The sequence below is a fragment of the Salinivibrio sp. PR932 genome (assembly GCF_001996125.1).
In the GTDB taxonomy this organism is placed as follows: domain Bacteria; phylum Pseudomonadota; class Gammaproteobacteria; order Enterobacterales; family Vibrionaceae; genus Salinivibrio; species Salinivibrio proteolyticus.
Genome location: NZ_MUFM01000003.1, coordinates 29,177 through 42,580 on the forward strand (window position 1 = coordinate 29,177; position 13,404 = coordinate 42,580).

Below are 13,404 nucleotides of genomic sequence, written 5' to 3' on the forward strand. Positions count from 1 at the left end.
TGCATCATGTTGTTTTTTTATCCACCCGCATCTTAAACTGATTCGGTGCTCAATTGTTAATATTTTGTGTCATTTGGTTTTTTGATGTGTGAATCTGATCGTTTTGTGTTCAGAAAAATAGGCGGGATAACAAAACAAAAGGAGGCCTTATGCGGCCTCCTTCATATAAGCGATGGACAATCAAGCTGTCGCATCAGGCAAGGGCTGTCTAGCTCTTTTTACGCTTTTTCGGCTTTTTAGCAGAAACGGCTTTTTTACCGGTTTGCTTCTTCTTTTTCTTCTTATGCTCTGCTTTTTTATGTTTTGGTTTCAGGCCATCAATGGTTCGCTCTTTAACATCTTCATCCATGTAACGCGAAATACGTTCCATCATCGGCTGATCATGGGCTTCTACCAATGACAAGGCTGAGCCTTTTTTACCTGCGCGTGCGGTGCGACCAATGCGGTGTAAGTAGACATCTGCGGTACGCGGTAAGTCGTAGTTAATCACGTGGGTAATATCTGGCACATCAATACCGCGTGCGGCGACATCGGTGGCCAGTAAGACGTTCACTTTACCTTCACTAAACCGGCTAATTGCATTGTTGCGTTTGGCTTGCTGCATTTCACCTTGGATCCACGCACAATCCAGTTGTTGTGACTGCATGTAATCACGCAGATCGGCTAAACGCTCGCGTGTTTTGACAAACACAATAGCGCGCTCGGCTTGCTCGGTAAGAATATGTTTCAGCAAGGCGCGTTTATGCGCGAGATCGTCACAACGGTGATACCACTGGGTGATTTTTTTGCGTTCCCGGCGGGGTGGCTCCACATTAATAAGCTCAGGGTCGGTCAACAAGCTTTCGGTAAATCCAGTGACGCCGCGACCTTCAAGTGTGGCGGAAAACAACATGGTTTGACTGCGACGCTGACATTCATCAGAGAGGCGGTTTACCGCACTGGCAAATCCCATATCGAGCATGCGGTCGGCTTCATCTAACACCAAACACTCGATGGCGCGACAGTCGAAGCGTTCTGCCTCAATGTACTCCATGAGTCGCCCCGGTGTGGCGACGACGATATCCTGTGTTTTGCCTAACTGTTCTGCATGATCTTGATAGGAAATACCGCCGGTGATGGTGAAAATCTTGAGCTCTGTGTTGACTGCCAAGGCGCGCGCTTCGTCAGCGACCTGAATCGCGAGCTCTCGGGTTGGGGTCAAGATCAGCACGCGCGCCGGTCCAGGCTTTTGGCGAGGAAAGTCGAGCAAGTGCTGTAACATAGGCAACAAGAAGGCGGCGGTTTTGCCTGTACCTGTTGGCGCAGAGGCTAAAATGTCGCGTCCATCCATCCCGTGGGGGATAACCTCGGATTGGATAAGCGTTGGACGTTGATAGCCCATATCGTCGAGGGCACTGAGCAATTCAGGATCGAGCTCAAGTTCGGCAAAGCTTCGCACAGGGTTTTTCTCCAAGGACAGTTAAGAGCAGCATTATATACGTAAATCGCGTCGATATGCAGAGTATCAGTAAATAGATCACATCGAGTGACTACCAGAAAGGTGTGTACTGATTAGGGCAATTTTAGATAAAAATCGCGCGTTAATGCTGCAAACGCGGGGGTAAAGTGGTTATGGTCATCACGTAACACCAGCGTATCAGAGATCAATGGATGCGTCGTGGGGCTGAGGGTAAAAAGTAATCGTGATGCGGGTTTGCCAGGGGTCGGGTAAACGTACACCTGACGATGGAGGTGCAGGCCATATTGTGTCGCATCGGCAATCAATCGCTCGCCTTCGGTAACCGGCAAGATAAGATCGGCGCATCCGCTTGGGGTTAATCGCGCAACGAGCACGTGAAGCAGCGCCTCATGCGTCAATGTATGTGCATGCCGAGCCGTGGCACGCTTTGCATCGCGTGCGGTTTGTCCGCTGGTAAAATAGGGAGGGTTACATACGATATGCTCAAAGCGTGTGCTCGTGTGCCACTGTGTAATGTCGCCTTGTCGTAGCTGAATTTGCGTTGCAAAGGGGGAGGCATGCACATTTTGGGTTGCACAGGCATAAGCGGCGGGATCGTACTCGATGGCGGTGAGCGATAAATGTTGAAAACGCTGCGCAAGCATCAAGCTTAGGAGGCCGGTTCCTGTGCCAATATCGAGACTACTTTTCGCTTGTTTGGGATCAGCCCAAGCGCCCAACAATACCCCATCGGTACTGACTTTCATTCCACAGTTGTCTTGGGTCACGCTAAATTGTTTGAATCGAAACTCGCTCACTAGGTTGCCTTCTCCGCTTGATGCATCCTGCCCGAAGAGCAGTGTTTTTTACTGTTATGTAATCAGTATGTTACTGGTGGGGTCTGTTAAAAAATATCGCTTTTAACATCACAGCCAGTTTATTGAGCTAACTGTTACTTTTAAAACAGAAGATCACAAGGTTTTGCTGTCATGGCTTTACTGTGATGATGATCTTGTTCATTATTCTAAATTCTGCCCGTTGTATGAAACAAAATATTATAAATCTAGGTTTCAGCTGGGCGAATCATTACTCATTGCAAACACCATCTAAAGCTGTAGGAATTAATCGTGACTAAGCGTTTAAAATTAGTTGATATTTTAGCGTTAGGTTTTATGACCTTCGCCTTTTTCTTAGGCGCAGGGAATATCATCTTCCCGCCTCAAGCTGGCATGTTAGCCGGTGAACACTTCACATCCGCCATGACGGGCTTTTTGATCACGGCTGTTGGTCTCCCGCTGGTTGGTATCATTGCGGTTGCCATCGCTGGTGGCGGCTGGAAAGGCCTGACGCGTGATTTACCCTCGGGACTCGCCACTTTAATGGCAGTGCTGATTTTTATCATTATCGGTCCTGCTTTTGCTGCGCCTCGTGCCGGGCTCGTTGCTTACGAAATTGGCTTTAAACCCTTTTTGCTCGAGCCAGGTCAAGTTGAACTGACAGCTTTCTCCATCGTCTTTTTTGCCGTTGCTATGTTTTTCTCACTCTCTCAGGGCAAATTGATTGACTCGATTGGTAAGCTACTGACTCCGCTGCTATTCGCGGCGTTGGCAACTCTTGCGATTGCTGTGATTGTCAATCCTCAGGGTGACGTGGCAGCGGCGCAAGGCGCCTATGTGAACAATGCGTTGACTACAGGTTTCCTCGAAGGTTACAACACCATGGATACCTTTGCGGCACTGATGTTCGGTATGCTGATTGTCGATGTGATTCGCAAAAAAGGCATCGAAGACAATAAAACGACCTGTATGTATCTGATTTATGCAGGCGTGATTGCAGCAGCCGGCTTGGCGTTTGTTTACATTTCTCTGTTTTATTTGGGATCGACTGCCAGTGAAGTGGCCGCTGGGACGCAAAATGGTGGCGAAATCATGGCCGCCTACGTTAATGCGTTGTTTGGTCCTGTAGGGCAAATGATTTTGGCGGCGATTATTGGCTTGGCCTGTCTCACCACAGTAATTGGCTTGGTAAGCGCCTGTGCCGATTACTTTAGCACTTTGACCAGTTGGACTTATCGCCGCTGGGTAGTTGTGGTGTCTTTAGTGTGTGCAATTGTTGCAAACGTGGGTCTTAAACAACTGATCGCGATCTCAGTGCCGGTATTGTTTGCCTTGTATCCGGTTGCAATTGCCCTGATCGGTTTAACCTTTATCCGTCGCTGGTTGCCAAACCCAGCATTGGGTTATCGTGTCGTACTTGGCGTAGCTTTGCTGTTTAGCCTGCTCGATGCGGTGAAAGTGATGGGTGTGGATATGAGCGCCTTTAACTTCTTGCCATTGTTCGATGTTGGCATGGCATGGTTGCTCCCGACCGTGGCGGCCATGATTGTGGCGAAATGGCTTGGGACAAGTTCGGACAAGTTCGCGCAAGCGTAACGATCTTACCCAATAAAAAAACCGCGCTCAGGCGCGGTTTTTTTATATCAACAGGCGAGGTATCAGGCCTGTTCGAGTAACGCTTGGTATTCAACCAAAACTTGCTCGCACCAGGTGTGAATCCGTTCGTCGCTTAGGTCGTACTCACTGTCTTCGTCTAGGGCCAAGCCAACAAACTGTTTTCCGTCGTCTGTCACAGCTTTAGACGCATCAAAGCGGTAGCCTTCGGTGGGCCAATAGCCAATAAATTGCGCACCACTGCCTTGCAGCTGCTGGTGGAGCATGCCCATGGCATCAAGATACCATTCGGCATAGCCTTCTTGGTCGCCAAGGCCAAATAATGCAATCACTTTGCCTTGCAGTTGCAGACTATCAATGTCTTGCCAAACGGCTTCCCAATCTTCTTGCAGCTCACCGAAGTCCCAAGTTGAAATGCCGAGAAGTAGCAAGTCATACTCTGCCATTTTGGCCAGCGGCGTTTCTTTGACGTTGTGCAACTCAACCAAATCGTCGCCGATAAAGTCACGGATTTTTTCCGCTGCCATTTCGGTATAACAGGTGGTTGAGCCATAAAACAGACCGATTCTCATAGTTTGACTCATTTGGTTTGATTACCTGCAGTTTACCTGCTGGTGGGTAATTTGATCCAGCAAGCGGCGCCGACATTTTGTATAATGACCCGCGCTAAGTCGCGTGTGGCGCCGTTATTATTCGAGTTTTCCCCAATAAGCAGGCTGAATGTGAACAAGAATGTTGAATTAATCGAGCAGTTCCTCGATGCCATGTGGATGGAGCGGGGGCTATCGGAAAACACCCTCGGCTCTTATCGGAATGACTTGCTTAAGCTCTGCCACTGGCTTGATAGCCGTGCATTGCTGTCGGTGAGTAAACAGGACTTGCAGGATTATCAGTACTGGTTGCACGAGCAAGCCTATCAGCCCAGCAGCCGAGCCCGTATGGTGTCGGCACTGCGTCGTTTGTTCCAGTATCTATACCGTCAAAAGCTGCGTCCGGATGATCCGAGTGCCACCTTAATTAGCCCTAAACAACCGAAACGCTTGCCGAAAGATCTCAGTGAAGAGCAAATTGACGCATTACTCGATGCGCCCAATACCGACGATCCGCTGGAGCTGCGCGATAAAGCCATGCTTGAGTTGCTTTACGCCACGGGGTTGCGTGTTACTGAGCTGGTGGGCTTGACCACTGAAAATGTGAGTTTACGGCAAGGTGTGGTCCGTGTGGTTGGTAAAGGCGACAAGGAGCGCTTGGTGCCGATGGGAGAAACTGCGGTAGATTGGTTGGAGCATTATTTGGCACACAGCCGGCCTGTGCTGCTTGGCGAAACCAGTACCGATGTTTTTTTCCCCAGCAAACGGGCGCGACAGATGACACGCCAAACGTTTTGGCATCGTATTAAGTATTACGCTCAGCTGGCAGGGATTGATAGCGACGCGCTCTCCCCGCATGTGTTACGCCACGCGTTTGCCACCCATTTGCTCAATCACGGTGCTGATTTGCGTGTGGTACAAATGTTACTTGGCCATAGCGACCTTTCGACGACCCAAATCTATACCCATGTTGCGACTGAGCGCTTGAAACAGCTGCATCAAACTCATCATCCACGCGGCTAACCCTGATTGGTGATTATGATAGAGATAAAACGACGAATGCCGACGGTCACGCCGGCCTTTAGTGATGATATTCCCCCTTTGCTACAACGCTTGTATGCCAATCGAGGACTGCGCGAAGACAGTGAGTTAAACCGCAGTGTGGCAGGCTTACATCAATACCAAGCGTTAACCGGTATCGAAGGCGCTGTCGCACTACTGTCGGAGGCGATCGCAACCCACAAGTCGATTCTTATCGTGGGAGACTTTGACGCTGATGGCGCGACCTCGTCGGCGCTCTCGGTGAAGGCGCTTCGCATGATGGGCGCAACGCGAGTCGATTATTTAGTGCCAAACCGTTTTGACGATGGTTATGGACTGAGTCCTGACGTCGTCGAACAAGCGGCCGAGCGTGATGCTGATCTCATCATGACCGTTGATAATGGTGTGTCATCGTTGGCCGGAGTCGCGCATGCCAAAGCGCTAGGCATGCAAGTGGTGGTGACCGATCACCACCTACCCGGAGAGCAGCTGCCTGACGCAGATGCGATGGTAAACCCTAATCTAAATGACTGTGGCTTCCCGTCCAAAGCCCTTGCCGGTGTTGGGGTAGCATTTTATTTGATGTTGGCATTGCGGGCCCATTTGCGTGAACAAGGTTGGTTTGAGCAACAAGGCATTGCGATACCGAACTTGGCGGAACTGCTTGATTTGGTTGCATTGGGAACCGTAGCTGACGTGGTGGCATTGGATGCCAACAACCGTATCTTGGTGCACCAAGGCTTACAGCGCATTCGTGCAGGGCGATGTTGCCCCGGTATTCAGGCACTGATCGAAGTCGCTAACCGAAACATGGCGACCTTGGTGGCCAGCGACTTTGGATTTGCTTTAGGCCCAAGGATCAACGCGGCGGGTCGACTGGATGATATGTCGTTTGGGGTGGAGCTGTTACTGAGCAACAATATCCACGCCGCGCGCCGCATGGCCTCTGAGTTGGACGCACTTAACCAAACTCGCAAAGAAATTGAAGCCGGGATGAAGCAAGAAGCGGTGGCATGGTGTGAGCGCTTGATTGCCGAAAAAAGCGAACAAGACTTACCCGTTGGCCTTGCACTCTTTCAACGAGATTGGCATCAAGGCGTGATTGGTATTTTAGCCTCGCGTCTGAAAGAGCAGTTTCATCGTCCCGTGATCGCTTTTGCCGATGGGGGCGATGGCACCATTAAAGGCTCGGCGCGTTCGATTCCAGGATTGCACATGCGCGATACGCTGGATCGGATCGATACTCAGCATCCCGGCTTGATCAAAAAGTTTGGCGGGCATGCCATGGCGGCAGGGCTGACTATCGATGAGAGTGAATTTGAGCGTTTTGCCCGTCTGTTTGATACGCAAGTCCGTGAGGCAGTCAGCGAGGATGATCTCAAAGGCGTACTACTCAGTGATGGGGAACTGTCGAGTCGTGACTTGAGCATCGAAACCGCGGAGCTTATCCAAGCGGGGGGACCTTGGGGACAAGGATTTCCGGAGCCGCAATTTGATGGCACGTTTAAGGTGTTACAGCAAAAGCTGGTTGGCAGTAAGCATCTGAAATTAATGGTGGAGCATCCAGACGGTGGTGCCATGATTGATGCAATTGCGTTTAATATCGATGTGCGCCGTTGGCCGGACCCGAGTGTGAAGCAGATGCGGTTAGTCTACCGGCTGGATATTAACGAGTTTCGTGGTAATCGCAGTGCGCAATTGATTGTTTCTCATCTGGAGAGTGCTTAATTGTGCGGCTTTTTCCGTCATGCCCTGTTTATTGACCCCACAATTCGCTAAAATTCGGCGGTTAAATTTCCGCAAATGAAGATGCTTGACCATGTTTGAGATCAATCCAATCAAAAACCGCCTCGCGGACATCGCTGAACGCACCGATGTTCTTCGGGGGTATCTTTGACTACGATGCCAAGAAAGAGCGTCTAGAAGAAGTTAATGCCGAATTAGAACAGCCAGACGTCTGGAACGAACCTGAGCGCGCACAAGCACTGGGCAAAGAGCGTGCCTCGTTGGAAGCTGTGGTTGAAACCATTGACCAACTCACCCAAGGTGGTGAGGATGTTAACGAGCTTTTGATGCTCGCCGTTGAAGAAGACGATCAAGAAACCTTTGATGAAGTCGAGCCAGAGCTTGCCGACTTAGAAGCCAAACTTGAGAAGCTGGAATTTCGCCGTATGTTCGCCGGTGAACACGATGCGTCAGATTGCTATATCGATCTGCAAGCCGGTTCCGGCGGCACAGAAGCGCAAGATTGGACCAACATGATGTTACGCATGTACTTGCGTTGGGCCGATGCGAAAGGCTTTAAAGCGGAAGTCATTGAAGTATCTGAAGGTGAAGTCGCCGGCTTAAAGTCTGCCACCGTGCGGATTACAGGTGAATACGCCTACGGTTGGTTACGTACCGAAACCGGGGTGCATCGTTTGGTTCGTAAGTCACCATTTGATTCGGGTGGTCGCCGCCATACCTCGTTTGCGTCTGCGTTCGTATACCCTGAAATTGATGATGATATTGCCATCGACATCAATCCTGCCGATCTGCGTATTGATGTGTATCGCGCATCTGGCGCAGGTGGTCAGCACGTTAACACCACAGAGTCAGCGGTCCGTATTACTCACGTGCCGACCAATACGGTGGTGCAGTGCCAGAACGACCGTTCGCAGCATAAAAACAAAGACCAAGCGATGAAGCAGCTTCGCGCCAAACTGTTTGAGCTTGAGTTGCAAAAGCAAAACGCGGAAAAACAAGCCAACGAAGACGCGAAGTCAGATATCGGCTGGGGAAGCCAGATCCGTTCCTACGTGCTGGATGACTCACGCATCAAGGACTTGCGCACCGGGGTTGAAAACCGCAATACACAGGCCGTACTTGACGGCGATTTGGATAAATTTATTGAAGCCAGCCTCAAATCTGGCCTGTAATCACGACTTTGAGTAAAGGGTTTTCTATGACTGACCAGTTACAAGACGAAAATAAGCTGATAGCCGAGCGTCGCGCCAAACTGAATCACATCCGTGAAAACTGCAAGGCGAACGGTCATCCTAATGATTTCCGTCGCGAGCACCTTGCTGCGGACCTACAAGCTGAATTTGGCGAAAAAGAAAAAGCTGAGCTAGAAGCGCTCGATCATAAAGTGACCATCGCAGGCCGTATCATGGCAAAACGTGGTCCTTTCTTGGTGGTACAAGACGTCTCGGGCCGTATTCAAGCCTATGCCTCTAAAGACGTTCAAAAGGCACTGAAAGCCGAATACCACGGCTTGGATATCGGTGACATCATCGGTGTACACGGTGCGCTGCACAAATCCGGCAAAGGCGATCTGTATGTCAATATGGAACGCTACCAGTTGCTGACCAAGGCCTTGCGTCCATTGCCTGAAAAATTCCATGGCTTGGCGGATCAAGAGCTGCGCTATCGTCAGCGCTATGTCGACTTGATCGTCAACGAAGAATCGCGTCAGGCGTTCCAAATCCGTTCCAGTGTAGTGACAGCCATCCGTAACTACATGGTAGAAAAACACTTTATGGAAGTAGAAACCCCGATGATGCATGTCATCCCTGGGGGCGCGACTGCACGTCCATTTATCACTCACCACAATGCGCTAGATATTGATATGTACTTGCGTGTGGCGCCAGAGCTTTATCTTAAGCGTTTGGTCGTGGGTGGTTTTGAGCGTGTGTTCGAGATTAACCGCAACTTCCGTAACGAAGGCTTGTCGCCTCGTCATAACCCAGAATTCACTATGATGGAATTCTATATGGCGTACGCGGATTACAATGATCTGATGGACTTGACCGAAGACATGCTATCGCGTGTTGCTCTCGAGGTTCTGGGGCAATCTGTGATGCCATACGGCGAGCATGAAATTAACTTTGCTGGTCCATACCCACGCATGACCATGCTGGATGCGATTAAGCAATACAACCCCGATCATGCTGAGATCCAAGCATTGACCTACGAGAATGCGCAAGACCGTGATCATCTCGCGGCGATTGCCAAATCACTGAAAATCAGTGTGGAGTCATTTTGGACTGCCGGTCAGCTGATGGAAGAAATCTTTGGTGAAACCGCCGAGCCTCAGTTGATTCAGCCAACCTTTATCACTGAGTATCCGGCAGATATTTCACCACTAGCACGTCGCAACGATGACAACCCGTTTGTAACCGATCGCTTTGAGTTCTTTGTCGGTGGTCGTGAAGTGGCGAACGGTTTCTCGGAGCTGAATGACGCGGAAGATCAAGACGCGCGCTTTAAAGCCCAAGTGGAAGCGAAAGACGCGGGCGACGATGAAGCCATGTATTATGATGCAGACTACATCAACGCGCTTGAGCATGGTTTGCCGCCAACGGCAGGACAAGGGATTGGTATTGATCGCTTGGTAATGCTGTTTACCAACACGCATACCATCCGTGACGTTATTCTATTCCCAGCGATGCGCCCACAACAAAACGGCTAAATCGTCAGGTTTGATCAAAAAGCGGCTTTCGAGCCGCTTTTTTTCTATCAGCGGCATCATGCCCGCGCTAAAAGCTTTATTTTATTCTGCTTTTTGCGACGAGTGACTAAAATTATACGTATTCTGACCTACTCAATGTCTCTTTATTGAGACAGAATCAGGACTGAGCCTCCTTATAATGGGGCTTTGGTTCTTCCGCAGTATCACAGACTGGATGTAAGGCAGAGGTTATGGGATTACACACAGGGAGTGAAACAAACTTGAGCTCATTGGTGGTCGTCGGGGGCCCGTATGAGCCTTGGATAGCAACCCTGGAACAAGCAGGCTGGCGGTGTCATCGTTGTTACGACTTGCGCGCAGCGCAATCTTTGTTGCAAGACATTGGCCCCTGTATTGGTATTGTTGACTTAAGCCACGATGATTTTAGCCTCAATGGCGTCGCGTCTATGGTTAACCGTAACAAGCAAGTGCGTTGGTTGGCCTTGGTGCGCGAAGAGCAATTGGGGAATGAAGCAATCTGCCAGTTTATTGTCAGCTTTTGCATTGATTACTTCACCTCGCCAGTGCCGAACTCACAGTTGATGAGCACCATTGGTCACCAATTGGGTATGCTGCGTTTGGAGCGTCAGGTGTGGCCCCATTTGGGCGATCACAGTGATATGGGCTTGGAAGGCAAAAGCCCTGCAATGAAAAAGCTGCGCGATCAGGTGCGACGTGTCGCGCCAACCGATGTGTCTGTATTGGTGGCCGGTGAGAGTGGGACAGGTAAAGAGCTGGTCGCACTGGCTATTCATAATGCATCTACCCGCGCCAAAGGCCCGTTTGAGTCGATTAAATGCTCGGCATTGGCCGACGAGCAAATGCAGCAAGAATTATTGGGTGATGACGAGACGCCCGGAAAAATACGCCAATGCCATCAAGGCACCTTATTTTTTGATGAAATCGGTGACTTACCGCTGCACTTACAAAGCCATTTATTGCATTTATTGCAAGAGGGGATGCTCGACATCAGTCATGACAAATACAATCGTGATTTGGATGTGCGTGTTATCGCCTCAACCCATATGGATTTAGAGAAACGGGTCGCTGAAGGATTGTTCCGCGAAGATCTGTATTATCGGCTGAATGTGTTGCGTATTAACATGCCGTCGTTGAAAGATAGACAAGCTGATGTCATCGACTTAGCCGACTATTTTCTGCTCAAGTTTGCCCGTCAATATAATACCCAAGCGCGAACGTTTTCAGATGAAGCCAAGAGTGTATTAAGCGCCTATTCATGGCCGGGGAACGTGCGGGAGTTGATCAATCAAGTCAAACGGGCCGTGCTTCTTGCCGATCACTTGGTCATCGAAGCGGAACATCTCGATTTACCTCGCCAAGGGGACTACAAACAAAGTCTGCGCAAAATACGCGAAGAGTCAGAGCGCGATGCATTGATTGCGGTACTCGAGTCGAACAAAGGGCAGGTGTCGGCAGCGGCGAGAGAGTTGGGCGTGTCGCGAGCTACCATGTATCGCTTGCTCAACAAACATAACTTGATCCCCACCCCTCGCACATTTCGTCAATAAAGAGATTGGGTTGGGCTGCTTCCGTGCAGCCTGACCATTACGCTTGGGGCGAATGGGAAGGGATCGGAAAGATTTGATCATAGACCCAGTTATAAACAAAGGCGTAAAACAAGTAGAACACAACCATACCTAAATCCATCACCACGGCTTGCCAAAGGGTCATCGAGAGCCACCACATAATAAACGGAATGGTGACCACCAAAAGCCCAGCTTCAAACAGCACGGCGTGCAGGATTCGGATTGGTAGGGTTTTGAGGACACTGCCTCGCATCGCGAGCATGGCTCTATCAAACAGGATGTTATACACATAGTTCCAACCCGTCGCGATCACAGAAAACAGCACGCCCATCACCCCCAAGTGGCCGATATCAGCCCCCAATATCAAATTGAGCCCGAATACCACTAGAATTAGGCCTATTAATTCAAAGCCAATGGCATGGCGCCAGCGGTCGGCTTTTGTTCGCATTACAACCTCACACAACCCAATCAATTTACGTTATTCGCGATCGATAGTGGCGACGCTAGGGAGAAGACACCGTTTCGTCCACTATCGAGCTTCTGAACTATTGTATAGATAAAATCGATGTATCTAAGTTATTAACTATCGTATAAATAGATAGATGATAATTCTCGGGAGAGCTTGATGGCGTTTTCATTGGATCAATTAGCCGCGTTTGTGACGACAGCACAGACTGGCTCATTTTCTGCGGCGGCGAGAAAGCTGGGTAAAGCACAATCTGTGGTCAGCACCGCGGTCGCGAATCTCGAGATTGATTGGGCGGTGACGTTATTCGACCGTCAAGGGCGCTACCCGGTGCTGACAGAGCAAGGTGAGGCACTGCTGGGTAAAGCGAAACGAATTTTAACCGAAATGCAGCGTCTTCAAGCCAGCGCAGATGCGTTTGCAACCGGTGTCGAAACCCGCCTCACCATTGCTGCAGAGTCTGCCGCGATCTCGCCCAGTATTGCTGCGCGTCTGGCGGCGTTTGAACAGCAGTTTCCACAGGTCGAAATTGAAATTCTCACCGCCGCTTATGTGGATGTGATTAGCTTACTTGAGCAAGGGCGCGCGCAATTAGGGCTGCTGGTGCAGGAGCAACAGCTGCCGACCGCCTTTGAATTTTATAACCTTGAGATGATGCGCATGTGCGCGGTTTGCAGTGCTCAACATCCACTCGCGCGGTTAACGCACTTTGATTGGCCTGAAATTGTGAAGCATCGCCAAATTGTGGTGGCCGGACGAGATAGGCACGCGGCGCCGCGTTGGCAATATGCAGACAGCGCATGGCGAACAGAAAACTTGAGTGTGGCATTGCGTTTGGTTGAGGCGGGGATTGGTTGGGCGGAGCTACCCTTCTCATTGGTGGAAACGGCGGTTCAACAAGGTGAGTTAGTGATTTTGCCTTCCGATCTTGCACAAGATAGCTGGGAACTTTTTGTCGATTTGGTTTGGTTGCCTCAGCAGGCTATGGGGATAGCCCTACAAGCGTTGCGCCAACAGCTTATTGCCTCAAAGGTCAACTTATCGCCCGTTCAATGAGTTTAAGGCTCGAAGGGGATGAAAGCGACAGCTGATGCTGAGATAGGAACAGAATAATTATCTATTTATGTCACAGCCTTGTTAACCAGAGCAGTGCAAATACAAGGTTGCTAAAAACGACAGCAGAGTATTGCGTTAAATTTGCACAATTTTCGAATAAGTTATTGAATATAATGACGTGATGTTGAACAATAAACCCTCAAGTCACGCAGATTCATGTGTATTTAGGAGGCAACATGACATACATACCGAGCCAAAAACAGGGTGTCATCTTTGCCTCAGCGATGGGTCGTGCCAATCATTGCGCACGAGATACCCGCTTAT

General features: G+C 49.9%; 11 protein-coding genes. 7 read left to right on the plus strand and 4 right to left on the minus strand.

Features of this window, described 5'->3' with window-relative positions:
- Positions 1-208 precede the first annotated feature (208 nt).
- Entirely contained in the window at positions 209-1,438 is a 1,230-nt protein-coding gene (gene srmB / locus BZG84_RS01795; RefSeq protein WP_077640932.1) for an ATP-dependent RNA helicase SrmB, read from the minus strand.
- A 113-nt stretch (positions 1,439-1,551) separates the two neighbouring features.
- On the minus strand, positions 1,552-2,298 hold the full coding sequence (locus BZG84_RS01800) for a tRNA1(Val) (adenine(37)-N6)-methyltransferase (RefSeq protein WP_274533683.1): 747 nt from the start codon (positions 2,296-2,298) through the stop codon (positions 1,552-1,554).
- Positions 2,299-2,565: 267 nt separating this feature from the next.
- On the opposite strand from BZG84_RS01800, the gene brnQ reads away from it, so the two are divergent.
- Complete coding sequence (gene brnQ, locus BZG84_RS01805; RefSeq protein WP_077479853.1) at positions 2,566-3,870, plus strand: branched-chain amino acid transport system II carrier protein; 1,305 nt, start codon at positions 2,566-2,568, stop codon at positions 3,868-3,870.
- A gap of 62 nt (positions 3,871-3,932) precedes the next feature.
- Here brnQ and fldB read toward each other — a convergent pair whose 3' ends face one another.
- On the minus strand, positions 3,933-4,460 hold the full coding sequence (fldB, locus tag BZG84_RS01810; protein WP_069586546.1) for a flavodoxin FldB: 528 nt from the start codon (positions 4,458-4,460) through the stop codon (positions 3,933-3,935).
- Positions 4,461-4,652: 192 nt separating this feature from the next.
- On the opposite strand from fldB, the gene xerD reads away from it, so the two are divergent.
- The 5 genes from xerD to BZG84_RS01835 all read left to right on the plus strand — a co-directional run bounded on the left by xerD (position 4,653) and on the right by BZG84_RS01835 (position 11,540).
- The gene (gene xerD / locus BZG84_RS01815) at positions 4,653-5,501 is read left to right on the plus strand and encodes a site-specific tyrosine recombinase XerD (RefSeq protein ID WP_232112119.1); all 849 of its coding nucleotides are present in this window, start codon (positions 4,653-4,655) and stop codon (positions 5,499-5,501) included.
- Between the two features lie 15 nt (positions 5,502-5,516).
- Positions 5,517-7,247, plus strand: coding sequence for a single-stranded-DNA-specific exonuclease RecJ (gene recJ / locus BZG84_RS01820; protein WP_077479854.1), 1,731 nt, complete (start codon positions 5,517-5,519; stop codon positions 7,245-7,247).
- A 91-nt stretch (positions 7,248-7,338) separates the two neighbouring features.
- A protein-coding gene (gene prfB / locus BZG84_RS01825) for a peptide chain release factor 2 (RefSeq protein ID WP_101494789.1) occupies positions 7,339-8,437 on the plus strand; the annotation gives its coding sequence in 2 pieces (ribosomal slippage) (positions 7,339-7,413 and positions 7,415-8,437; 1,098 coding nt in all).
- A 26-nt stretch (positions 8,438-8,463) separates the two neighbouring features.
- A complete protein-coding gene (gene lysS / locus BZG84_RS01830) occupies positions 8,464-9,972 on the plus strand; it encodes a lysine--tRNA ligase (RefSeq protein ID WP_069586549.1) in 1,509 nt (502 codons plus the stop codon).
- 230 nt (positions 9,973-10,202) lie between these two features.
- Positions 10,203-11,540: a sigma-54-dependent transcriptional regulator gene (locus tag BZG84_RS01835; RefSeq protein ID WP_077479855.1), complete on the plus strand. Its 1,338-nt coding sequence runs from the start codon at positions 10,203-10,205 to the stop codon at positions 11,538-11,540.
- 37 nt (positions 11,541-11,577) lie between these two features.
- Here the strand turns inward: BZG84_RS01835 and BZG84_RS01840 are convergent, their stop codons facing one another.
- Positions 11,578-12,006 carry a PACE efflux transporter gene (locus BZG84_RS01840; protein ID WP_077663262.1) on the minus strand — a complete coding sequence of 143 codons (429 nt, stop codon included), beginning with the start codon at positions 12,004-12,006 and terminating at the stop codon, positions 11,578-11,580.
- A gap of 177 nt (positions 12,007-12,183) precedes the next feature.
- On the opposite strand from BZG84_RS01840, the gene BZG84_RS01845 reads away from it, so the two are divergent.
- On the plus strand, positions 12,184-13,080 hold the full coding sequence (locus BZG84_RS01845) for a LysR family transcriptional regulator (RefSeq protein ID WP_077479857.1): 897 nt from the start codon (positions 12,184-12,186) through the stop codon (positions 13,078-13,080).
- Positions 13,081-13,404 lie beyond the last annotated feature (324 nt).